Genomic DNA, 23,972 nt, shown 5'->3' with positions numbered 1-23,972 from the left:
GAAACAACGCCCATCCGAAAAAATCCGCCCAATCGCGTGACTTCGGCAATTTTCAGACAATATTCAGGGGTATGCTCCTAACACTGATCAAAGCTCCCCAAGGGATTGTTGTTATGAAACCGCGCATTGAACTCCGCTCCGCCGTCAAAGGCACGATATCAATTGCTGCAGCTGCAAGTGGCCTTGTGCTTCTGGCCGGATGTAATATCGCAGCGATTGAGCGCGCCCACTACGAAGTCACCGAAGTGCAAAGCTTCAAGACCGCAGGTGCGCCAAGCCGGGTGATGATGCTCGAAATCGTTGATGCCAGTAACACTTTCACGGATGATTTCTGGAGTGCGGCCATGTCCAATCATGGTTATCCGCCACGCCTAAGGTTCGTGACCGATCCAGCTGACATCGAAGACGGCGAAACCATCAAACCCGAAAGCCGCATGGTTACCGTCGTTAATCCGGAACAATCCACCATGCGCGGCAAGCTTTGCAGCGATCCCAAATCTCTCCCTGTTGATGAAACAGCCGATACAATCACTGTTCGCTTTGGCTTCTGCGTTGGGGACAAGATCATCTCGGAAACCCGCGCCCACTTCAACAAAGCGCAATTTGCCGAACAGGTCGAAAACAATGCAGATACAATCAACTACCAACTATTCCCGCGTCACTTGCGCAACAATGATGACCGTTACTGCAGCCCGTTCCTGCCAAGTTGCTAACGCCTAAGAAGTTCGGCTAGTGCTTGGGCAAAGACCATAGGCTGCTCGAGCGGTGCGTAATGCCCGGCACCGGAAATTTCCTGATACGTCGCACTGGGGATGGCATCTGCCATTTCCCGGTGGCTTTCCGGGCTGATGATCCGGTCATGCGTGCCAACGATGACACTGCACGGCACATTCACATTACCCAAGTCCGCCATGCTGTCCGGACGCATGGCAACTGCGTGGTTCTGGCGTTCGAAAACACCTACTCCGCAATCATCGCCCATCTTGGTGATCAGTGACACCAGCGCCGCATCATCGCGGTTATCGGGATGCAGCATTTCATCAAGCATCCCGTCATTGACCGCCACAAACGGCTCCTTGGCCGTGACAATACGCGACAGCAATAACCGCCTTCGGCGCACCGCATCGCTGTCTGCCGTCGCCCTAGTATTCACCAGCATCAGGTGACTGATCCGCGCGCCAGCCTGCCTCAGGATTTCCAAGGCGGCGTAGCCCCCCATCGACATGCCCGCCAGCGCAAAGCGATCCGGTGCGACTTCCAGCACCGCACGCGCCATCTCCTCCACCGTGTCCTGATCGAACAATTCGCAAAATACGGGCGTGATCGCACGCTTTGAGGCACCCGCTAAATCCTCATAGGCCGCTAACGCCGGATGCCACATGCGTTGATCGGCCAACATGCCCGATAAAAACACAACGGGCACGCCATCATCATAGGCGTGCCCGGTCAGTTGTTCTGAGGTCGAACTCATTTAATCAGCGCACTCAATTCCTTGAATTCCGGCGTGCCGGCCACCCGAAGCCATTCAAACATCACGCTTTCACGGGTCACAATCTTCGCCCCGGCATCACGCATGCGCTCAAGGCCGAAAATCTTGTCCTGCTGGCTGCGCGATGTCACCGCATCAGCCACAACATAAACCTCGCGCCCCCGCTCGATCAGATCCATCACGGTCTGCAGCACGCAAACATGGGTTTCCATGCCAATGACCACGACCTGATCACGCCCCGGGTTTTCTTCCATCTTGTCGATAAAGCCGTCAGCCGGAATGGCCGAAAACGCCACCTTGGAAACAACGTTGCCGCCCTTGGATGTATCGCCCGGCTTTTCAAGCAGATCGACAATCGGCTTGGCTGTATGTCCCAACCCCTTGGGATACTGTTCGGTGACGATCACCGGCACCTCAAGACGATTGGCGCATTTCACCAGAAAACAGCAATTGGCAATGATCTGATCCGGGTCTTGGCAGGCCGGATAGAGTTTCTCCTGAACGTCGATTATCAGCAAACTTGAACGCGTTGCATCCATCAGCACCGGTTTTCTCCCCGAATATTGTTCGTAAAGATAAGTTACGCTGCCAAATTGTTGCAAACAAGCCTCTCAAACACCTCAGAATGGGTTTTCAAAGCCATTTACGCGGCGTTTTTCTTGACTTAATTAAGGCTTGGCTTTACGACGCAATCAGATTTTTAGCGATCTGCTTAACCTTAACGCATTTCATTGCGGGAAAACGAACCATATGAATTTCGCCGATCTCGGTCTGAGCGAAGATATCCTCAAAGCCGTCTCTGATGCCGGCTACGACACCCCCACCCCGATCCAGGCCCAAGCTATTCCGTCGGTGCTGATGGCACGCGACATTCTGGGCTGTGCGCAAACGGGCACGGGCAAAACGGCCAGCTTCACCCTGCCGATGCTTGATATCCTCCATCATGGTCGCGCCCGCATGCGGATGCCGCGTTCCATCATTCTGGAACCGACCCGCGAACTGGCAACCCAGGTCGCTGCGAACTTTGACACCTATGGCAAGTATATCTCGCTGTCCAAGGCACTGATCATTGGTGGCGAATCTGCAGCTGAACAAAGCAAGGTTCTTGAAAAGGGGGCCGATGTCATCATCGCAACCCCGGGCCGCCTGATCGACACGTTCGAGCGCGGCAAGCTTCTGCTTTCTGATTGCAAGCTGCTCGTCATTGACGAAGCCGACCGCATGCTCGACATGGGCTTCATTCCCGACATCGAAAAGATCGTCAAGATGCTGCCAACGCAGCGCCAGACGCTTTTCTTCTCGGCGACCATGCCCAAGGAAATCAAACGCCTTGCCGACAAGTTCCTGTCCAATCCCAAGGAAATCACGGTATCCCCGCCCTCTACGATGGCGACCACCGTTGAGCACAAACTCCTTGTCATGGACGACTTCGACAAGCGCGAAGCCCTGCGTCAGCTGATCCGCTCCGAGAATGTCAAAAACGCCTTTGTGTTCTGTAACCGCAAAAAAGACGTCGACATTCTTTATAAATCGCTGACCAAGCACGGCTTCAATGCCGGCCGCATGCATGGCGATCTGGCCCAAAGCGAACGTACCGAAACGCTGGCAAAGTTCAAATCGGGCGACATCACGCTTCTGGTTTGCTCCGACGTTGCCGCACGCGGCATTGATGTTTCTGACGTATCGCACGTCTTTAACTTCGACGTTCCCTTCAACGCCGAAGATTACGTCCACCGTACCGGTCGTACTGGCCGTGCTGGCCGCGATGGCAAGGCCTTTACCCTTGCCGTGCCCGAAGACGGCAAACTGGTCGCTGCGATCAATAAAACGATCAACATGGACATCCCGCTGACCGAGATTGACGGCATTGAAACGCTGGAACTCGACTTCACCGGCAAGAAGCGTCGCAACAAGAAAAGCCGTAAGTCCAACAGCCGCGATGACAAATCTGCGCGTCCGGCAAGATCCGACAACAAGTCGGACAAAAAGGACGTGGCAGAAACCAGCAAGCCGGCACAGGCCGAAGCACAGCCGCAGAAAGAAGCCGATAGCGCACCTGCATCAAAGGCTCCTGCCCGCGAAGCACGGAACAACGATCGTAATAATGATCGCGGCAACAACCGGAATGATCGCAACAACCGGAACAACCGCCGCGACCGTGATGACCGCGACGACAAACCGGTTATTGGCTTTGGCGATCACGTGCCAAGCTTCCTTCTGACCGAAGTTCCGGCTTCAAGCCTTGGCAAAAAGCCCGAGGCAGAAGAAGAAGCACCCAAAAAGGCCGCCGCGTCCAAGCGCAAGCCAGCTGAAAAGTCGAAATCGACCGCTGCCAAAAAGCCGCGCCGTTCGCCCAGGAAGAAAGCCGACGAAGCCCCGGCCGAGGACGCAGCACCAGTCGCTGCTGAAGCAACCGAGGCACCGGTAGAAGCCGCAAGCGAAGCAACGTCCGAGGCCGCACCGGCCAAGGAAGTCAAAAAGCGTGCTCCGCGCCGTCCGCGCAAAAAGGCTGCCCCAAAGGCAGAGGCAGCTGAAGCTTTTGAAAGCGCCCCGGAAAGCAACGAAACCGCTCCGGCCCCGACCGAAAGCGAAAGCTAAGCTTTTAACGACGCAATTTAAAAGGCCGTCAGAGTGATCTGACGGCCTTTTGTGTATCTGTGCTTTGGTCTGGCGGATGCGTTAAACCGCGCGGAACAATCCGGTGGATGTCGGTTTTTCCGGGCGACGCTTGCGCATCAATTTCAACATCGTCTCGATCGTGATCGACAGCAACGTCGCATGGGTGATCTCTTCGATCTCATCCATCACCATGCTCAGGGCCGCACCGGCATTGGTATTCTGCACGATGCTGTTGGATGGGCTTGTGCCGACCTCCTCAAACAGCTGCACCACATCCAGAAGTGTCGTGCGCTTGGCATTGCCACAGAAACGATAGCCACCACCAGCCCCACGGACCGATTCAACAAGCCCCGCCCGGCCCAGATCGCGCAGGACCTTTGCCAGATGGTTGGTCGAAATATTGTACCGCTCGGCAATTTCCGATGCCGAAAGCTGGCGGTCAGTATCTTCGGCCAGTTCCAGCACGGCATAAAGGGCAAACAGCGTTGCCTTTTGCAAGGACATCATCGGCTTATTCCCCCTCTTCCATATCTGTTTCCAGCTGGATGAACGGCCCGGCCATCATCCCCTGTGCGCGGAAGAACGACATCAGGTCGGTTGCATCGCGCGGGATCATGGTGCGGATCTTGGTCACACCGGCATTGCGGAAACAGCGGCAGATTTCGTTATAAAGGATCGTACCGATACCCCCCATGCGAAGGTCCGGCTCGACACTGACCGTGCCGACCCAGCCGCACGGGACGGAATTGAATTCCCATGAGCGGACTTCACCAAAAATACAGCCCAAAAGAGTGCCGTTTTCCTCTGCTATCAGGAAGAAACGGGAATCCTTGCGGTTGCCATAACGGGTAAAAAGATCGTCCCAGTAATCCGGCTTGCGCAGTCCCGTGGTCCGGTCATCAAGATCGACAACATTGGCAAGGTCTGCCTCGACTGCCGGACGGATATTGATTTTATGCTCGCCAATGGTAACCAGGTTATATCCCGGCGTGTTTTGCGCAGCGTCCACCATACGTGCCTTTCAGTATATCGGCTGCCAATGCCCCATCATGTCAGATCAGATCAGATCATATCAGACAGTGTCAGCCTCCCCCGGCTCCCGACAGGAGAATAACCACAATCGAAATAAGTAAATTGGTACGATTATACTACACTGCCCGGATGGCACACGGCAATGATAAGTTCCGCTGCAGGTGCGAGCGTTACGGCCCGAAACACAAGCATTCCAAGGAATTGAAGGACATACTTGCATTCCCCGATTCATGCAAGTCTCCTACATATCCTTGGCAAACTTTTGATACACAAAATCTGTTGCACCGCACCCCGACCATATACAGGATGAGGTGGTAAAAAATACCCTGACACGTGACGCAAAGATTGACAGAAACGCGAAGTCATGGCTTATCGCGCAGCAGGAATTATGTACGCTCGGTCGGGAATTTGGCAAAATCCACCCCACCGGGATGACAGTTCCAAAGGGCGGATTTCGGCCCGGTTTCTTATCGACCAAAGGAGTGTGGCACGCCATGGCGCGCAACGGTTTCGACGCAATTGATCGTAAAATTCTTCGTGAAATTCAGGAAGATGGCCGTATTTCCATGGTTGAATTGGCAGACAAGGTCGGCCTGTCCGTTTCTCCCTGCCTGCGCCGTCTGCGCAAGCTCGAAGAAAGCGGCGTCATCCGCAAATATGTCGCCCTGCTTGATCCGGCCCATCTGCATCTTGGCGTCAATGTCTTCGTCACCGTGTCCCTGACGCAGCATGACGAACCGTCACTGCGCCGCTTTGAAAGCGCTGTGCAAGAACATCCGGAAATTGTTGATTGCTACGCCATGGTCGGCAATCAGGACTATATGATGCGCATCGTCGTGCCGGACCCGGCCGCCTATCAGCGCTTCCTGTCCGAAGTAATGATGAAGCTGCCCGGTGTCGCCAACATGAAATCAAGCTTCACCCTGCACGAAGTCAAAAACAGCACCACCCTGCCGGTCGCTGAAGCCGACTAACATCATCTGGATGCCTGTCTACACGGGTATGAACCAGAAACCAGATGGTTTGGCACCGTCATCCCCGTGAAGGCAGGGACCTCGATCAGCACGTTCCCAAACCTGAAAAGCGCTCTACGCCACAGCGTGACGCTGTGCTGGAATGATCGTCGGGAATAGCACGGCCAGGGTAAGCCCGCGCAGCAGGAAGAACCCGTTAAACGCCGCCCACAGCAAATGGTTGCTGTCCATCACAACCGCACCCCAGGCAAACCCGGCATAGATCGCCACCGACAGCAGCATCATGTTGCGCCAGTGTTTGGTCTGCATCGCGCCCAGAAATACCCCATCAAACTGGAAGCCCAGAACGCCAGTCACCGGCAGCACCACCGCCCACATCATATATTCATAAGATGCCGTGCGGACTTCTGGAATGCTGGTCAGCGCATCAATGACCCACGGCCCGGCAAGTGCAAACAGTGCAGCCATAACCACCGCGGAAACGATCCCCCACACCGTCGTCTTGCGCACCGCCCACAGGAACTGCTTGCGCTTTTCCGCACCATAGGCCTGCCCGACAAGCGTTTCGGCCGCATGGGCAAACCCATCAAGCGCAAATGATCCAAACATCAGGAAGTTTTGCAAAACCGCATTTGCTGCAAGGGTCACCTCGCCAAACCGGGCCGAGAAACTGGTAAACAGCGCAAAGGCCGATGTCAGCGCCATCGTCCGAATAAAGATATCACCATTGATTTTCATCAGCCGGGCCAGCTGGGCACGATCCAAAAGCCCGATCCCGCGCCATGACCCGCCAAGCCGTTTCAGATGCGGCTGCATCAGGAACCAACCCAGCACCACACCGGAATAATCGGCAATCACCGTGGCGCCGGCCACCCCGCGCACATCCCAACCGAACCCCTGCACAAACAGGATATCGAGAACGATGTTGAGCGAATTGAGAACCACCTGAAAGATAAACACCGCCCGGCTGTCACGCATGGCAAGCAGCCAGCCCAGCATGCAATATTGCATCAAGGTCGCCGGTGATGCCCAGATCCGCACATGGAAGTAATCACGCGCCGCGGCCTCGACCGCGGGTGTTGGCGCAATCAGGGTCATGGCCAACTCGATAATCGGCCATTGCAACACCATCACCGCAAGCCCCGCGACAACCGCTATCAGGGCCGCGCGCGCAAAGACCGCGCGCACGCCATTGGCATCGCGCCTGCCATAGGCCTGGGCTGCAAGACCGGTGGTCGCCATGCGCAAGAAGCCAAAGCTCCAGAACACATAGGAAAAGATCAGCGCGCCAACCGCGACCGCCCCGATATAATGCGGGCTATCAAGATGCCCGACCACAGCCGTATCCACCGCGCCAAGCAACGGGACTGTCGCGTTGGACAAAATAATCGGCAGGGTCAACGCCAAAACGCGTCGATCACCCTTGCCGAACCAGCGGCGCGTGCGGTTCATATGGACCTCGGGTTATGGATTATGCTGCGGGGCATCCGGCGAACCGGAAGAAATCTTGTGGCACAGAATGCCGGACGGCAAAAGACGCGTTTTACTGACTGGCTGTCCAAAAAATCCACATCGTTAACTTTTTGCCTCGCCTCATTCAGCTTCTGCGCGAATTCACCTAGAAATGCGTATCACCTTGCACGGGCACTTCTGGGATTTTCCAAACAGGTGGATTGAGGAATATCAATTAAGTATTTGTTTTTATGCGCGAATTTCAAACACAAAATATCCTGATCCTTTAAATTAGAAAACCCGCAGAATTTATACCAAGGCACAGAAAACCGAGACCAAACCTGCCGACAGTCACGTTTTAGGTCGCGATTTTCGCAAAAACCGGTTTTCCATCCACAAAGTTATCCACAAGCCATGAAAGCTTGTGGGTTTCCGCCAAACGTCCCGCAGCGAAACCTTCGGATTCAGCACAAAAAATGCTGGTGGTCGGGGGGCTGCATTGCTAAGCAAGTGCAAAGGGAAAATCAGGAAAGCACGTATGAGCACCGACACATTGTTATCTGGTCCGAACATTCCGGCGGCATCGGGCACCACCAAAAGCGTTGTCATTTTGCTGCATGGCTATGGCGCCGACGGAAATGACCTGATCGGTCTGGCGCCGCATCTGGCACGCGCCCTGCCCGACACGGCATTTTACTCGCCCAACGCGCCTTTCCCGTGCGAAATGTCGCCGTTCGGGCGTCAGTGGTTCAGCCTTGCTGAATATGATCCGGAATTCCTGCGCCGCGCGCCTGAAACCATGTCTGGTGCGCTTGCGGCCATGGCCGAAGGTGCGCGCAAAAGTGCCGCCTATGTTGATGGCTTCATCGACCACGTCATGGAAACCCATGGCGTTACTGCCGACAAGGTCGCACTTGTCGGCTTCTCGCAAGGAACAATGATGTCGCTGCAGACGGCCCCGCGCCGTGAAACTCCGATCGCTGGCGTTGTCGGCTTCTCTGGTGCCTTACTCGGCGAACAAAGCTTTGGGGCAGAAATCAAATCGCGCCCGCCGATGGTGCTGGTCCATGGCACGGCTGATCCGGTCGTCCCGATCGAGGCATCCCGCCTTGCCAAGGAGACGCTCGCGGCCAACGGTATTGATGTCAGCCTGCATGAACGTCCTGGCCTGCAACACGGCATCGACGAAGAAGGGCTTGGCATCGCCGTCGAATTTCTCGGCAACAGATTGCGCTGATCAAAAATTAGTGCCTCGGCAAGAGATATAGAAAAGCACCTTATCTTGAACGTAAGGTGCTTTTTTTTCTGCCTGATCGTTCCAACATAATAGCAGCATCGCTTGATTTATCGCGCTCAATAGCCGTGCAGCAATTAACAAAATCCCTCTTTGGCAGTGCCTTACACAAATTCAACTTGCAAAAAATTGGTGCAATCCACGACAACAAAACTATACTTTTTGGCATTATTACTCCTTTAAATTATACCAAAGACAACATTTCTGCATAAGTTTGTGCGCTTCGGCGCAAGGAAACGCAAGAAAACGGGAACCGATCATGCTTCAGAACATACGAATTGGTCAAAAAGTCGCCAGTTTGTCGCTGCTGTCTCTGCTCGCCTTGCTGGCGATTGCCGCACTTGAACTTCAAACTTTCCGCAGCGGGATGCTCGAAGACCGCAAAGACAAAATTCAGACAACTGTTTCAATGCTAGTAACAGCTGCCCAGTCCTATCAGGACCGCGTTAACAGCGGCGAACTTTCCCAGGAAGATGCAGTGACAGACTTCTACCGATGGAGCACGGCAGCACGCTTCGATGACGGCACCGGCTATTTCTTTGCCTATGACGAAAACGGGATCAACAAGCTCCATGGTGCGAAACCGTCGCTAAACGGCACGGATATGAGTCAGGTTAAAGACCCTACGGGTAACTTCATCGTTCAAGATCTTCTTGCTGCGGCTCAAAATCCCGGCGGAGGCTTCTTCTCCTATTTCTGGGCAAAGCCCGGTGAGCCCGAGGACAAGCTGTTCGAGAAACTTTCCTATTCCGCTATGCTCCCATGGGGCGATGCAATCGGCACCGGCATCTACATTGATGATGTGGATGCCGCGTTCTGGGAACAGACCGTTTTTGTAATGGTAATCATTGCAATAGTTGTTGCCCTGATGATTGCATTCTCACTTGCGATAGGCCGTAACATTACAGGTGGCCTGAACAAACTCTCAACCCGTATGACCGAAATCGCTAATGGCAACCTTGAAGGCGAGATCGAAGGTCAGGACCGTGGCGACGAAGTCGGCGACATGGCCCGCACCGTCGTTGCCTTCCGTCAGCAGGCCGTGGATAACCAGGAACTCCAGAACCGTCAGAAGCAACTCGAAGCCCAGGCCGACAAGCAACGCCGTCAGGACATCACCGACATGGCCGACAGCCTTGAAGGCCGTGTCAAAGGTCTGATCCGCGCGATTGCCGGCTCCATCACCGAGATGAAAACAGCCACCTCTTCGATGGAAGAAGCCAGCAACACCAACAGCTCGCTCTCTGCTGCTGTGGCTTCTGCCACCACCCAGACCTCGACCAACGTCCAGACCGTGTCTGCCGCAACCGAGGAACTGACAGCATCAAGTGACGAAATCGCCCATCAGATTTCCCAGTCGGCCGAAATCGCCAATCAGGCCAACGAACAGGCCACCCGTACCAACCAGACCGTCACCGGTCTGGCCGATGCGGCGCAAAAGATTGGCGACGTTGCCAAGCTGATCGGCGACATTGCCGAACAGACCAACCTGCTGGCCCTTAACGCCACCATCGAGGCAGCCCGTGCCGGTGATGCAGGCAAAGGCTTTGCCGTCGTCGCAAGCGAGGTCAAAAACCTCGCCAACCAGACCGCCAAGGCGACCGAGGAAATCAATCAGCAGATCCTGTCTGTTCAGAACGAAACCGGCGAAGCGGTCGAGGCGATCCGTCTAATCTCTGAAACCATCGCACAGGTTGCTGACAGCTCGACCGCGATTGCTGCTGCTGTTGAAGAACAGCACGCGGCAATCGGCGAGATTTCCCGCAACGTTCAGCAGGCAGCGGACGGCACCAGCGAAGTGTCCCAGCGGATCGAAACGGTAAATGAAAACGCCGGTCGCGTCTCCTCGGGCACCAGCCAGCTCGCCCAATCAGCCGAGAAGCTTGTCGAAGAAGCACAGTCGCTTGATGAAGCGGTTGAAAGCTTCCTTGCTGATCTGCGCAAACGTGCTACCGACTAGACTACACCTTCATCGATACCATCCAAAGGGCTGGGGCGAAATGCTCCAGCCTTTTTTTGTTTTTTGACAAGAGGATGAAATGGCTTTTGCCGGATTAGGTTGAACGCCTCCCAACTCATTCTGGCAGCGAGAAAGACTGATGAATAGATACTGTGAATGCACCTTCCCTGAGCAATTCTCACTTATGCCAGAATGTGCAACTCCAAACATTTAGATAAACTCAATTTATCTCGCATGAGCAGCTCAAACAATCTTGATACCGCACCAAACCATCCCCAAGTGCTCCCTTAAAGTATCGCTACCTATCTATTTTATACGTAGGAAATCTGCATATGCTGAGAAATATTAAGATCGGTCGCAAAATCGCGTCGATTGCATGTCTAGCCTTTATAATTATCATGACCCTGTCTTTGGTTCAGCTTTTCAATCTGCGTAGCAATCTTGTAGACGACAGAATGGACAAGATTAAAACTGCGACAATGACGTTAGTAACGGTCGCACAGGAACTTCAAGACAAAGTGGCCGCAGGAACATTATCCCAAGATGATGCGATAGCGCAGTTCTATGAGATTGCAAGGGTTGCAAACTATGACGGCGGAACAGGGTATTTTTTGATTATTTCTGAAGATGTCATCATGAAGATGCATCCTAAGGCACCGCAACTAAATGGAAAAGACGTTTCAAAACTTGGGGATGCAAATGGCTATTTGATGTCTGTTGACCTTGTAGCTCAAGGCAAAAAGTCCGATGGCGGCTATACGCGATATTTCTGGACAAAACCCAATCAACCCGAAGATCAAAATTTTGAAAAAATATCTTATTCAAGACAACTTCCGTGGTCCGACATTTTAACAACCGGAGTCTATGTAGATGACATTGAATCTAAATTTTGGGAAAATGCACTGCTTATTTTGATAATTGGCAGCGCTCTTTCTGTTTTACTCTTTGTAATCGGCTATTTTATCGGACGCGATATTACTGCACCTCTTTCACGGCTCTCACAACGCATGGAATACATCGCTCGTGGAAACCTTGAAGGTAATATTGCGGATCAGGAGCGCGGTGATGAAGTCGGCGACATGGCACGCACCGTGGTGTCCTTCCGCGAACAAGCGGTCGAGAACGTCAAGCTTCAGGAAAACCAGCGTGCGATGGAACATCAGGCCGAGGAAAATCAGCGCAAGGCCCTAATGGAAATGGCCGATTCTCTTGATGCCAAGGTCAAGGGCCTTATCAGCTCGATCTCGAAATCGATCAAGGACATGCAGTCCGCGACCGATGAGATGCGTGACGCAACCAACATGAACAGCGAACTGTCAGCGGCTGTGGCCTCCGCCACCACCCAGACATCGGGCAACGTTCAGACCGTGTCTGCCGCGACCGAGGAATTGTCGGCTTCCTCAGATGAAATCGCCCAGCAGATCGCAAACTCGGCCAACATCGCCAACCGCGCCAATGACGAAGCCACGCGTACCAATGAAACGGTGACCGGCTTGTCCGAGGCGGCCCAGCGTATTGGTGACGTCGCAAGCCTGATCGGTGACATCGCCGAACAAACCAACCTGCTGGCGCTTAACGCCACCATCGAGGCCGCTCGTGCTGGTGATGCTGGCAAAGGCTTCGCCGTCGTCGCGAGCGAGGTCAAAAACCTCGCCAATCAGACCGCCAAGGCGACCGAGGAAATCAACCAACAGATTCAGGCCGTTCAGAACGAAACCAGCGAGGCCGTCGATGCCATCCGCCGGATTTCCGAAACCATCGCCCAGGTCGCAGACAGCTCAACTGCAATTGCGGCTGCGGTCGAAGAACAGCACGCCGCCATCGGAGAAATCTCGCGCAGTGTGCAACAGGCCGCTGACGGCACACGCGAAGTTTCCGAACGGATCGAGACCGTCAATGACAATGCTGGCAAAGTGTCTTCGGGTACCAACCAGCTTGCCAGCACTGCCGAAAAACTGGTTTCTGAGGCCGTCGCCCTTGATAACGCGGTCGAGGCCTTCCTCGATAACCTGCGCAAAAGCGCAATGAAGTAAGAACGACAAATCCATACCATACTTTTGGAGGGCCGAGACATTTACGTTTCGGCCCTTTTTTTCTGTGCGGAGCATTCCCCAAAAGCTCCTTTAGAAACAGTTTGTTACAAAATGTCTAAAAATTGCACGCCAATTGACAATTGCATTAGAATCACTCAATTTTTCTCTTGCGACCTACACCAACGTATATCATCATTTAATTATATTATGCTTTTTTGGGAGTGGCATTTGGGGGATAAAAATGCTGGGGAACTTACGAATTGGCTACAAAATTGCGGCCTTGTCTATCATTGCATTATTGGGAGTTGTTGCGATTGCGGCATTGCAGCTCGCGGAACTCAGAAGCTCACTTCTTGACGATAGAAAAGAGAAAATTCGCTCGACGACAGAATATGTCGTTTCAATCGCACAGCACTACCAAGACAAAGTCTCCGCCGGAAAACTGTCCCAAGACGAAGCGATATCGCAGTTCTACGAAATCGCTGGATCCGGCAGATATGACGGCGAAATCGGATACTTTTTTGTGTTTGCGATTGATGGCATGACAGAAATGCATGGCGCCAACCCGGCACTGGTCGGAAAGAACCTAGATGGCCTTCAGGATTCAAACGGCACCAACTTCATTCGTGAACTGATTAAGGCCGGCAACAAACCAGGTGGTGGTTTTTCCTCCTACCTATGGCCCAAGCCTGGCGTGGACAAGGAACTGACTTTTGAAAAGCTCTCCTTCGCGCACCCCCTGCCTTGGGGGCCTGTGATTGGTACCGGCATCTATATTGATGATGTAGACGCAGCCTTTCGTGAAGAGGCCACTTTCATAATTTCTATTGGTGTGGTCATTCTGCTGATTATGAGCATCGTGGGCATCGCTATTGGTAAAGACATTACCGGTGGACTAAAGACCTTGGCGGCACGCATGCGCATCATCGCGACCGGCGACCTCGAAGGCAGTATCGAAGGCCAGCAGCGCAAAGATGAAGTTGGTGACATGGCCCGTACCGTCGTGTCCTTCCGAGAACAGGCACTTGAAAACGTCAAGCTGCAAGAAAATCAGCGCGCGATTGAGGAACAGGCAGAAGCAAATCAGCATAAAGCTGTTATGGAAATGGCTGATTCTCTTGATACCAGGGTTAAGGGCCTGATCAGCTCAATCTCGAAATCGATCAAGGACATGCAATCGGCCACCGATGAAATGCGTGACGCGACCAACATGAACAGTGAGTTGTCGGCGGCGGTCGCCACTGCGACAACCCAAACATCCGGCAACGTTCAGACGGTGTCTGCCGCAACAGAAGAACTGTCTGCATCCTCTGATGAGATTGCTCAACAGATTGCCAATTCTGCGACTATTGCCAGCCGGGCAAACGAAGAAGCCACCCGCACTAATGAAACGGTTACCGGGCTTTCTGACGCAGCCCAACGTATCGGCGATGTCGCAAGCCTGATCGGTGACATCGCCGAACAGACCAACCTGCTGGCCCTTAACGCCACCATCGAGGCCGCCCGCGCCGGCGATGCTGGCAAAGGCTTTGCCGTGGTGGCGAGCGAGGTCAAAAACCTCGCCAATCAGACCGCCAAGGCGACCGAGGAAATCAACCAGCAGATTCAGGCCGTTCAGAACGAAACCAGCGAGGCCGTCGATGCCATCCGCCGGATTTCCGAGACCATCGCCCAGGTAGCAGACAGCTCAACCGCGATTGCGGCTGCGGTCGAAGAACAGCACGCTGCCATCGGCGAAATCTCACGCAGTGTGCAACAGGCAGCTGACGGCACGCGCGAAGTTTCCGAACGCATCGAAACAGTTAATGACAATGCCGGCAAAGTGTCGTCGGGTACCAACCAGCTTGCCAGCACTGCCGAAAAACTGGTTTCTGAGGCCGTCGCCCTTGATAACGCGGTCGAGGCATTCCTCGATAACCTGCGCAAAAGCGCAACCAAATAAGCGCACCTCAAAACAACAACCGACACGACACGCGCAAACAAAGCCGCCCCGGATCATCTCCGGGGCGGCCTTTCTTTTAACGCGTTAGCACAGCGCAGCTTACGGGCGCTTGGCTTCGATCTCGATTTCAATGGTCACCGGATCGCCAACTTGGGACGTATCGGCCCACTGGCCCTGCCCGACGCCAAAATCGGTGCGGTTGATGGTGACCGTGCCCTTGGCTTCGGCTTCGTTGCCTTTGATCTCAAGATCGAACGGCAGGGTCACTTCGCGGGTCACGTCACGGATCGTCAAATCCGCAACCGCTTCATATTTTCCCGGTGCGATTTCACTGAACGACTTGGTGGCGAACTTTGCGGTCGGCCATTGTGCCGCGTCAAACCAGTCAGGTGAAACGATCTGGCTGTCGCGATCGCCATTCTCGGTATCGACCGACGCAATATCAATCAGCACCTCGACCGAAGAACCGGCCAGATCATCGGGGGAAAACACAATCTCGGCGGTGAAGGATTTGAATTCGCCTTCGAACTCGGCACCAAGCTGCGTGCCCTTGAATTCGATTTCGCTGTCATTGGCCTCAACCACCCATGGATCGGCCGCATGTACAGCGCCTGAGAAACCGGCAAGAGTAGTGGCAACAGCCAGTGCGGGCAGCATTTTGCGTTTCATCTGAGACATATCAGTTTTCCTTGATTTTGCCGGGCAACATGCGGCGCAGCGTTGTGTCGCGATCCCAGAAATGATGTTTGAGTGCGGCCAAAATATGGACACCGACCAAACCGGCAATCGCCCAGGACAGCAACCAGTGTGCTGTGCGCAATGTTTCAAACAGTTCCTGATTGGGTGACACAAGGTTCGGCAGGGTAAACAGACCAAAAACACTGACCGGATAGTTCGCAGCAGATGACATGGTCCAGCCCGTCAACGGCATGGCAAACATCAGCAAATACAAACCCAGATGCCCGGCCTTTGCCGCCAGACGTTCAATCTGCAAGTCACTCAGTTCTTTGGGGGTTTGTTCGCTGTGGCGCCAGATCACGCGCAGGATCACAAGTGCCAAAACCGTCACACCAAGCGACTTGTGGCGCGAAATCCATTCAAGTTTCTCCATACCCAGCGGCAGGAAATCCATATACCAGCCGATGGAAAATACGCTGATCACCAAAAGCGCCATCACCCAGTGGATGGTCTTGGTCACCGCGCCAAAGGCCTGTTTCGTACTCCGAAGTGTCATAACCGGCTTCCCTCACTGCCAGCCCGGATTTGCACCGGGTCCTGCCCAATCTTCACCGGGCCTGAAATATGATGTGCGCTGCAACACATTGACCACAGCGCACACCAGAAATCGACAACAGGCCGATTATTTCTGCTTTGCGAACTCGGAAGAGATCTGCAGAGCAACGTCGTCGCCAACGCCACCGACAAGGTAGTTCATGCCGTATTCAGAACGGGTCACGGTACCGGTCGCCGAGAAGCCGACAACTTCGTCGCCAGTCATCGGGTGCTGACCTTCACCGGTCAGGGTGACGTCAAGAACCAGCGGCTTGGTTTCGCCAAGGAAGCTCAGGTTACCGGTGACGGTCGCGGCATTGTCACCAACCAGCTCAACCGAGGTGCTGGTAAACGTCGCGGTCGGGAAGCTTTCAACATTGAAGAAATCAGCGGTCTTCATGTGGTTATCAAGCGCTTCAACACCGGTGTCGATCTGGTTGAGATCAATGGTGATGGTCGCCGAAGACGCTGCCGGATTTTCACGATCAAGGGTCAGCTCACCGGTGGTGCCGCCAAAACGACCCTGGAAGTTCGAGAAGCCAAGGTGGTTGACGATGAAGATGACGCTGGTGTGGGACGGATCAAGCGTATAGGTGTCTGCCGCCTGGGCGGAGAAAGCCGCACCCGAAAGACCAGCAGCAACTGCCAGCGCAACGCCGGCTTTTTTAATCGACTTAAACATTTTAATTTCCCTCATGTTCACAAGGTGCAGGCAAACGCTGCACCGCAATAAATCGTGAACCGAGGATGACAGGCACACTGCTTCCCCTCAAGCCAGCGAAACCGCAACATATATTTTCGCATATAGAAACAATCACAAAAACATCTGCCATATTCTTGACAATTTGGGCCCAATCACCCTGCTCCCACTGACCATGCAGATAAGAGTTTTCCGCCATTTGTCGGTATTCGGCACGACCCACCCAACAAAAAAGCTGACCGCAATTGCGATCAGCTTGTTTCCAATCCGGGCCGGGTCCGCGTTGGGCCGACCTTATGGCTGTTCCGGTGCGGCCTGACCTTGCGGTGCGGATTCGCCGCCTTCGCTCTGGGCATTGGCCGGATCAAGGCATTCCTTAAGCCACACATCATAGACAGGATGTTCAAGCGCTGACAAACCCGGGCTTGATGCAAACATCCAACCCGAAAACAGCGGGGCGCGCGTCGCATTGCCATCATCACGAATGTCGGCAATATCAAGGAAGGTCGCACTTTCCGGGCGCTCTTCCGGTGGGGTTCGGTAACAGGCATCGACCCGAATTTCGAGTGTACCAAACCGCGTGACCTGTCCTACCGGCACTTCAAAGGTCGAAATCCGGGCAGTGATTTTATCAAGCCCCTGCAGCTGGGCAATCGGGGCCGGGCGATAATCAAGCGCCGAAGACGCTGTTCCGATCATTGCACATGTCGAACAAATCGCGGCAATCGCAAAGGATCGTTTCATTGTGGTCTTCAGTCCTGTTTGTCGCTTTTATCGTCGGTATGATACGGATTGTGCAGTTCGGCCACCAGATCGCGCATCACATTGCGGAACTGTTCTTCGTCACAGCCCATCAGAAGCGCATCTTCAAGCGCATCCTGCATGATCTCGCGCAGTTCGCCGAAATTGTCATTGAGAACCTTGATCTTTTCCACGCATGAAAGTGGCGAGCCATCGCTGGCCTGCCAGGTGGGGAAATGATCAACATTTTCGGTCTTTTTCATCAACCGCTCCGACATTCTGCGCAAGACGGATATTCGGTAAGCTTACCCTGCCCTTGCGGCGTATCTGGTATCTGCAGCGCACCTTGGTGCGCAAACCGGGCAAAATCATGGCCGACCAAAATGACGGCCATCCACGATCATCCGGTCAATCAATTATCGCTGCTGGTCGAGGAATAGATAACCTGACCAATCAGGTCCTCAAGGTTTACCGAGCCTTGCGTAAACTCGATCTCGCCACCGGCTTCGATCATGTCGATATCCCCGCCCGGCTCAAGGGCGACAAACTTGCCGCCCAGCAACCCATCGGATGCAATCTTGGCAGAACTATCAAGCGGCAGCGCCAGATCCGGCTGCACCGACATTCTGACAACCGCCATATAGGTATTGGGATCAAGTTCCTGTGCCGTCACCGTGCCGACCTTGACCCCGGAAACACGGACATCATTGCCCACAACAAGACCGTCAATCCGGTTGAAGCTGGCCATGATTTCATAGCCTTCCACCGTATTGATCCCGGCGCGTGAATAGGAATAGGCCGCAAATCCGACCGCAACTGCGATCACGGCAGCACCGGCAATGGTTTCAATCAGTCTGTTGCTCATAGACCTTATCCGTTCTGTATCTCTTTGAGACTTAGGGTCAGGACCCGTCAATTTGGTTTGAATGGTTCATCGGATTTGTGCGGATACGCGGAGTAAAATCGCAGGAAGATTTCTATCTTTCAAGGTTTTACGACAAAGTAGCCCGTGCAAATCCGATGAATCCGAAGGACAGACGTTATATTTGCAAACTCCGACGTCAAACCCCTTGGCCGGGACACAGGCCCGCCCTGCAGGCTTTTTCTTGGATTTCACAAATATAACGTCTGCCATTCAAATCAAATTGATGGGTTCTGACCCTATACTGTATTGCCCCGACCCGAAAAACAACCACCCAAACGACAACGGGTCAAAACGGGCACTGCGAAACACAAAACACGTCATAAACACAAACGGGCGCGAGTTGCCCCGCGCCCGCCTGTTATCGGAATTCTTTGGGTCTGATCAGCCTTCCGGCGACCATGCCTGGTAATCGCCGGTCGCCGGTGCACGCTTGCCACCACTATATTCGTGGCCTTTCGGGCGATAGGCATGTTTGGTGCCGGTCAGGTTCGGCAGATGCTCTTTCTGCCAGTCATAACGGTCTTCGGCCTTGTCAGACAGCGGCGCATCAACGGTGTAATGCAGCCATGCATGCCATTCAGCCGGAACTTTCGAACCTTCGACCACGCCTTTGTAAACAACCCAACGCTTGGTGCGGCGACCTTTTGCCGGAGTCTTTTCGGTGTAATAGGTATTGCCGAAACGGTCTTCGCCAACGCGCTTGCCAAACAGCGCGGTATAAATACGGGTGCCGACGGTGGCCATGTTGAGTCTCTCTCCAGATCTGGTGTATCCGCCCAAATTTCGGGAAGGCGGCACAGGGCACATGGTAGGTATCCCTGCCAATCAAGTGACTTATATGTCGTGATGTTCGTGGAAAGTCAATGTTTCAGGGCCTGCTTACAGACATTACCCAAGACAAATCCGCACTTCATGTTGGCATCACCAGATCAGTGTCCATCACGGGGTGAAAATTGCCCTGCAAAACAACCCACAACTGCTTGTGGGGCGACGACTCTTTGATACCCCTACATCTGGGGGCTTTATCCACCCCGTTATCCACAAACCGCCCCATATATGTAGTAGGCCAGGAGCCTTGCTATCCCTGCATTTCCGCGACCATTTAAAAGAAGACTTTAACATAAATATCAAACTGTTATCATTGGCTTCCATGCTAGGAAAAACAACGAGCCGCACTGTTTTCAGCTTCGCACTGGAAATGGAATGAAAACGGCGTTAGCTTGATCCTGCGTTGTGTGGCTTTACCTCGTTGCCACACAATATGTAGTCCGAGTCTTAGGACCGACACACAATCACACTGCGACACAAGCCGCAGTTTTCCGGGCCTTCCGGACCGATTCAGAGATTGTTAACGAGAATCCCACCAGCATCGAATCAGCAAGACAGCAACTGACCCACTAGATGTTGTGGTAAAAATCACTGTCAACCACAAAGATTAGTGGACTGTGGCGAAATTTTGCCGTTATATTCCTCCCCACGGACCGGCTGGTTCCAAGGGGGGACCACACCACCGAATACCCATAATTGCGAAGCTCTGGAAATGCCGGAAAATATCGGCGTCAGGGGCAGCGCAAGAGCATTGAGCAAACTATATAAAGTCAGGCGATGTTGGCGCATCACCCGAAAGCGCCCTGTCACGTCTGATCACAACCGGAGCAGACCATGCGGATCACCAGAAAATTCACTCAGGAAGGTGTCAGCCCTTACGCCGACATCGAATTTCGTAAGTCCTCTTCTGTCATCAAAAACCCGGATGGTTCCGTCGTTTTTGAGATGAATGACGTTGATATGCCCTCCTCCTGGTCGCAGGTGGCGAGTGACGTTCTGGCACAGAAATACTTCCGTAAGGCCGGAGTTCCGGTTGCGCTCAAACCGGTAAAAGAAAAGGACGTTCCGTCTTGGCTGTGGCGTCAGACCGCTGACACCGCCAAGCTCGACAAAATGCCGGCTGAAAAACGCTACACCAGCGAAACCAGCTCGACCCAGGTCTTTGACCGTCTGGCAGGCACCTGGACCTATTGGGGCTGGAAAGGCGGCTATTTTGATGCCGAATCCGATGCGCAGGCATTCTTTGATGAAATGCGCTACCAGCTTTCCCACCAGATGGGTGCGCCGAACTCTCCGCAGTGGTTCAACACCGGTCTGCACTGGGCATATGGTATTGATGGCCCGGCACAGGGTCACTCCTATGTTGATTACAAAACCGGCGAACTGACCAAATCGGCCAGTGCGTACGAACATCCGCAGCCGCATGCCTGCTTCATTCAGTCCGTTGCCGATGACCTGGTCAACGAAGGCGGCATCATGGATCTCTGGACCCGTGAAGCACGTCTGTTCAAATTCGGTTCGGGTACCGGTTCTAACTTCTCCAACGTGCGTGGCGAAGGCGAAACCCTGTCGGGTGGTGGTCGTTCTTCTGGTCTGATGAGCTTCCTGAAAATTGGTGACCGTGCTGCTGGCGCGATCAAGTCGGGTGGTACCACCCGCCGTGCTGCGAAAATGGTTGTTGTCGATATCGACCACCCGGACATCGAAGAATACGTAAACTGGAAAGTCGTCGAAGAGCAGAAAGTTGCTGCCCTCGTCGCTGGTTCCAAACTGGCTGAAAAGCACCTGACCCAGGTTCTGGCTGCCTGCACCAACTGGGACGGTGCCGCGGACTCCGAAGATCGCTTCCTGCCGCGCGCCAACCCGCAGCTCAAAGAAGCTGTGCTGGGCGCACGCGCTGTGATGATACCGGATTCCTATATCAACAAGATCATCGAATTCGCCCGTCAGGGCTTCACCGAAATCAGCTTCAAAACCTATGACACCGATTGGGACTCCGAGGCATACCTGACCGTTTCCGGTCAGAACTCGAACAACTCTGTTCGTGTCTCGAACGACTTCCTGCAGGCTGTTCTCGATAACGGTGACTGGGAACTGATCCGCCGCATCGACGGCAAGGTTGCCAAAACCATTTCCGCTCGCGATCTGTGGGAAAAAGTTGGCGAAGCTGCTTGGGCCTGTGCTGATCCGGGCATCCAGTACGACACCACGATCAACGAATGGCACACCTGCCCGAACTCGGGTCGCATCAACGCGTCCAACCCGTGCTCGGAATACATGTTCCTTGATGACACCGCATGTAACCTCGCATCGCTCAACCTGATGAACTTCCGTTCTGACGATGGTGGCGTCGATATCGAGGCATACGAACATGCTGTCCGTCTGTGGACCGTTGTTCTCGAAATCTCGGTTCTGATGGCACAGTTCCCGTCCGACCGAATTGCCGAGCTTTCCTATCGTTACCGTACCCTTGGCCTTGGCTATGCCAACATCGGCGGCCTGCTGATGAGCATGGGTATCTCGTATGACAGCGACGAAGGCCGTGCGATTGGTGCGTCCCTGACCGCCATCATGTGTGGCGTTTCCTATGCGACCTCGGCTGAAATGGCCAGCGAACAGGGTGCGTTCCCGGGTTATGCTAACAACGCACAGGAAATGCTGCGTGTCATGCGCAACCATCGCCGTGCCGCTTACGGCGAACAGGAAGGCTATGAAGGCCTGTCGATCAACCCGGTTCCGCTGGTTGCTGCTGACAGCCCCTATGCCGATCTTCCGGTTGCAGCCCGCGCTGCCTGGGACAAGGCGGTCGAGCTTGGTGAAAAGCACGGCTACCGTAACGCCCAGACCACCGTTATCGCCCCGACCGGCACCATCGGTCTGGTCATGGATTGCGACACCACCGGTATCGAGCCGGACTTCGCACTCGTGAAGTTCAAAAAGCTTGCTGGCGGCGGTTACTTCAAGATCATCAACCGTACCGTTCCGGTAGCACTTGCAACGCTCGGCTACACCGAAAACCAGATCCGCGACATTGAAAAATACGCGGTTGGTCATGGCACCCTGGTTGGTTCGCCGGCAATCTCGCACGAAGACCTGAAAGCCAAGGGCTTTGACGACGAAGCACTTGCCAAGGTTGAAGGTGCCCTGAAGAACGCATTTGACATCAAATTCGTCTTCAACAAATACACCTTCGGTGATGACTTCTGTGTCAACACGCTGGGTCTCGATGCCAAGGCGATCAACAGCATGGACTTCAACATGCTCGCGGCCCTCGGTTTCGACAAAAAGCAGATCGAAGCAGCCAACACCTATGTTTGCGGTTCGATGACGCTCGAACAGGCCCCGCATCTTCGTGAAGAAGACCTGCCGGTCTTTGATTGCGCAAACCCGTGCGGCCGTATCGGCAAGCGTTACCTGTCGGCTGAAAGCCACATCCGCATGATGGCTGCGGCACAGCCGTTCATCTCGGGTGCGATTTCCAAAACCATCAACATGCCGAGCAACGCAAACATCCAGGATTGTAAAGACGCTTACATGCTGTCCTGGCGTCTGGGCCTCAAAGCCAACGCGCTCTATCGTGATGGCTCGAAACTCAGCCAGCCGCTCAACTCCGCATTGGTCGAAGAAGACGATTACGCAGATCAGCCGACCGCTGCCAAGGCAGCTCAGGCATCCGAGCAGATCGTCGAGAAAATCATCGAACGCGTCATTCGTGGCGACCGTCGCTCCCTTCCGGGCCGCCGCAAAGGCTACACCCAGAAGGCCACCGTTGGCGGTCACAAGGTATATCTCCGTACCGGTGAATACGAAGATGGCAAGCTTGGTGAAATCTTCATCGACATGCACAAGGAAGGCGCTGCTTTCCGCTCGCTGATGAACAACTTCGCAATCGCAGTGTCCATCGGCCTGCAGTATGGCGTGCCGCTCGAAGAATATGTCGAAGCCTTCACCTTCACCCGCTTCGAGCCGTCCGGCATGGTTTCCGGCAACGATGCGATCAAGATGGCAACTTCCATCCTTGATTACATGTTCCGCGAACTGGCGATCTCCTACCTTGGCCGTAACGACCTCGCCCACGTTCAGCCGTCCGACATCCTGCCGGATGCGGTTGGCGAAGGTGTTGCCGAAGGCGACCTTGGCGAAACCGCCGAGAAAGCTGGCGATCAGGCGATCGAAACCATCCGCAAGGTGGCATCTTCCGGCTTTGTGCGTCGCAACCTCTATGTTGTTGATGGCGGCGCCCCGGCCGAGGAGCGCGTTCTCGAGGTGAAATCAACCGGCACCGACGGTCATGGCCACAGCCATACCCCGGAAACGGCAAGCACCACCACGGTGACCAGAACCACCACGACCGAGGCTGCAGCGATCCTGTCCACCAGCGAAGAAGTCATCGCCAAAACCGATGCCAAGATGGACCAGATCCGCGAAGCCCGCATGAAAGGCTATGAAGGCGACGGTTGCCCGGATTGCGGTAACTTCACCTTGGTGCGTAACGGCACTTGCCTCAAATGTGACTCTTGTGGCGCGACCACCGGTTGCTCCTAAGGGTCCCGGCCCTACCGAACACCTGATCTGATCAGCAAACCGGCCGGGCTTTCCCGGCCGGTTCTTTTTTTTGCTGACTGATCATCAAGCCAATAACAGGCAACCCTCAAGTACAACTTGACCGCGAAAAATAAAATAATTAGCCTATTCAAACTTCTACGTCCAA

At 54.1% G+C, this 23,972-nt stretch carries 21 protein-coding genes; 8 read left to right on the top strand and 13 right to left on the bottom strand.

What is annotated here, in order from left to right; translation table 11 throughout:
- Positions 1-113 precede the first annotated feature (113 nt).
- The gene (locus UF64_RS11350; RefSeq protein WP_152630677.1) at positions 114-713 is read left to right on the top strand and encodes a hypothetical protein; all 600 of its coding nucleotides are present in this window, start codon (positions 114-116) and stop codon (positions 711-713) included.
- Here UF64_RS11350 and UF64_RS11345 read toward each other — a convergent pair.
- A complete protein-coding gene (locus UF64_RS11345) occupies positions 710-1,471 on the bottom strand; it encodes an alpha/beta fold hydrolase (protein WP_044828656.1) in 762 nt (253 codons plus the stop codon). The genes UF64_RS11350 and UF64_RS11345 overlap by 4 nt on opposite strands.
- A complete protein-coding gene (locus UF64_RS11340) occupies positions 1,468-2,028 on the bottom strand; it encodes a hydrolase (RefSeq protein ID WP_052657597.1) in 561 nt (186 codons plus the stop codon). Before UF64_RS11340 ends, UF64_RS11345 begins: the two co-directional genes overlap by 4 nt.
- Positions 2,029-2,239: 211 nt before the next feature.
- Here UF64_RS11340 and UF64_RS11335 point away from each other — a divergent pair, with 211 nt between their 5' ends.
- Positions 2,240-4,087: a DEAD/DEAH box helicase gene (locus UF64_RS11335; protein WP_052657595.1), complete on the top strand. Its 1,848-nt coding sequence runs from the start codon at positions 2,240-2,242 to the stop codon at positions 4,085-4,087.
- A gap of 81 nt (positions 4,088-4,168) precedes the next feature.
- On the opposite strand, the gene UF64_RS11325 is transcribed toward UF64_RS11335, so the two are convergent.
- Together UF64_RS11325 and UF64_RS11320 are read right to left on the bottom strand one after the other, a co-directional pair.
- Complete coding sequence (locus tag UF64_RS11325) at positions 4,169-4,615, bottom strand: Rrf2 family transcriptional regulator (protein WP_008891472.1); 447 nt, start codon at positions 4,613-4,615, stop codon at positions 4,169-4,171.
- A gap of 4 nt (positions 4,616-4,619) precedes the next feature.
- Positions 4,620-5,120 carry a GNAT family N-acetyltransferase gene (locus UF64_RS11320; RefSeq protein WP_044828654.1) on the bottom strand — a complete coding sequence of 167 codons (501 nt, stop codon included), beginning with the start codon at positions 5,118-5,120 and terminating at the stop codon, positions 4,620-4,622.
- 514 nt (positions 5,121-5,634) lie between these two features.
- Here UF64_RS11320 and UF64_RS11315 point away from each other — a divergent pair.
- Positions 5,635-6,114 carry an Lrp/AsnC family transcriptional regulator gene (locus UF64_RS11315; RefSeq protein ID WP_044828653.1) on the top strand — a complete coding sequence of 160 codons (480 nt, stop codon included), beginning with the start codon at positions 5,635-5,637 and terminating at the stop codon, positions 6,112-6,114.
- Between the two features lie 114 nt (positions 6,115-6,228).
- Here the strand turns inward: UF64_RS11315 and UF64_RS11310 are convergent, their stop codons facing one another.
- Positions 6,229-7,566 carry an MATE family efflux transporter gene (locus tag UF64_RS11310; RefSeq protein WP_044828652.1) on the bottom strand — a complete coding sequence of 446 codons (1,338 nt, stop codon included), beginning with the start codon at positions 7,564-7,566 and terminating at the stop codon, positions 6,229-6,231.
- A gap of 538 nt (positions 7,567-8,104) precedes the next feature.
- Between UF64_RS11310 and UF64_RS11305 the strand changes: the two genes are divergently transcribed.
- The 4 genes from UF64_RS11305 to UF64_RS11290 all read left to right on the top strand — a co-directional run bounded on the left by UF64_RS11305 (position 8,105) and on the right by UF64_RS11290 (position 14,795).
- The gene (locus UF64_RS11305; protein ID WP_044828651.1) at positions 8,105-8,803 is read left to right on the top strand and encodes an alpha/beta hydrolase; all 699 of its coding nucleotides are present in this window, start codon (positions 8,105-8,107) and stop codon (positions 8,801-8,803) included.
- Positions 8,804-9,119: 316 nt separating this feature from the next.
- Positions 9,120-10,820 (top strand): methyl-accepting chemotaxis protein, encoded by a 1,701-nt coding sequence (locus UF64_RS11300; RefSeq protein WP_044828650.1) that lies wholly within the window; start codon positions 9,120-9,122, stop codon positions 10,818-10,820.
- A 332-nt stretch (positions 10,821-11,152) separates the two neighbouring features.
- On the top strand, positions 11,153-12,853 hold the full coding sequence (locus UF64_RS21075; RefSeq protein WP_044828649.1) for a methyl-accepting chemotaxis protein: 1,701 nt from the start codon (positions 11,153-11,155) through the stop codon (positions 12,851-12,853).
- A 133-nt stretch (positions 12,854-12,986) separates the two neighbouring features.
- Positions 12,987-14,795: a methyl-accepting chemotaxis protein gene (locus UF64_RS11290; protein WP_235285037.1), complete on the top strand. Its 1,809-nt coding sequence runs from the start codon at positions 12,987-12,989 to the stop codon at positions 14,793-14,795.
- A 99-nt stretch (positions 14,796-14,894) separates the two neighbouring features.
- On the opposite strand, the gene UF64_RS11285 is transcribed toward UF64_RS11290, so the two are convergent.
- The 8 genes from UF64_RS11285 to UF64_RS11255 all read right to left on the bottom strand — a co-directional run bounded on the left by UF64_RS11285 (position 14,895) and on the right by UF64_RS11255 (position 19,177).
- Positions 14,895-15,473: a YceI family protein gene (locus UF64_RS11285; protein ID WP_052657594.1), complete on the bottom strand. Its 579-nt coding sequence runs from the start codon at positions 15,471-15,473 to the stop codon at positions 14,895-14,897.
- Between the two features lies 1 nt (position 15,474).
- Positions 15,475-16,029: a cytochrome b gene (locus UF64_RS11280; protein ID WP_044828647.1), complete on the bottom strand. Its 555-nt coding sequence runs from the start codon at positions 16,027-16,029 to the stop codon at positions 15,475-15,477.
- Positions 16,030-16,155: 126 nt separating this feature from the next.
- Positions 16,156-16,749 carry a YceI family protein gene (locus UF64_RS11275; protein WP_052657592.1) on the bottom strand — a complete coding sequence of 198 codons (594 nt, stop codon included), beginning with the start codon at positions 16,747-16,749 and terminating at the stop codon, positions 16,156-16,158.
- 1 nt (position 16,750) lies between these two features.
- Complete coding sequence (locus tag UF64_RS20900; protein ID WP_052657590.1) at positions 16,751-16,966, bottom strand: hypothetical protein; 216 nt, start codon at positions 16,964-16,966, stop codon at positions 16,751-16,753.
- Positions 16,967-17,061: 95 nt separating this feature from the next.
- Entirely contained in the window at positions 17,062-17,511 is a 450-nt protein-coding gene (locus tag UF64_RS11270) for a DUF2155 domain-containing protein (protein ID WP_052657588.1), read from the bottom strand.
- 8 nt (positions 17,512-17,519) lie between these two features.
- Positions 17,520-17,771 carry a hypothetical protein gene (locus UF64_RS11265; RefSeq protein ID WP_044828644.1) on the bottom strand — a complete coding sequence of 84 codons (252 nt, stop codon included), beginning with the start codon at positions 17,769-17,771 and terminating at the stop codon, positions 17,520-17,522.
- A 149-nt stretch (positions 17,772-17,920) separates the two neighbouring features.
- Positions 17,921-18,373, bottom strand: a complete 453-nt coding sequence (mlaD, locus tag UF64_RS11260; protein WP_044828643.1) for an outer membrane lipid asymmetry maintenance protein MlaD — start codon at positions 18,371-18,373, stop codon at positions 17,921-17,923.
- Between the two features lie 441 nt (positions 18,374-18,814).
- Positions 18,815-19,177 carry an NADH:ubiquinone oxidoreductase subunit NDUFA12 gene (locus UF64_RS11255; RefSeq protein ID WP_044828642.1) on the bottom strand — a complete coding sequence of 121 codons (363 nt, stop codon included), beginning with the start codon at positions 19,175-19,177 and terminating at the stop codon, positions 18,815-18,817.
- Between the two features lie 918 nt (positions 19,178-20,095).
- Between UF64_RS11255 and UF64_RS11250 the strand changes: the two genes are divergently transcribed.
- Complete coding sequence (locus UF64_RS11250; RefSeq protein WP_044828641.1) at positions 20,096-23,806, top strand: vitamin B12-dependent ribonucleotide reductase; 3,711 nt, start codon at positions 20,096-20,098, stop codon at positions 23,804-23,806.
- The last annotated feature ends 166 nt before the right edge of the window (positions 23,807-23,972 follow it).

This window comes from Thalassospira sp. HJ (genome assembly GCF_000948415.1).
Classification (GTDB): Bacteria; Pseudomonadota; Alphaproteobacteria; order Rhodospirillales; family Thalassospiraceae; genus Thalassospira.
The sequence above is the reverse complement of the archived record's forward strand: the minus strand, read 5'-3'. Positions and strand labels throughout refer to the sequence as shown.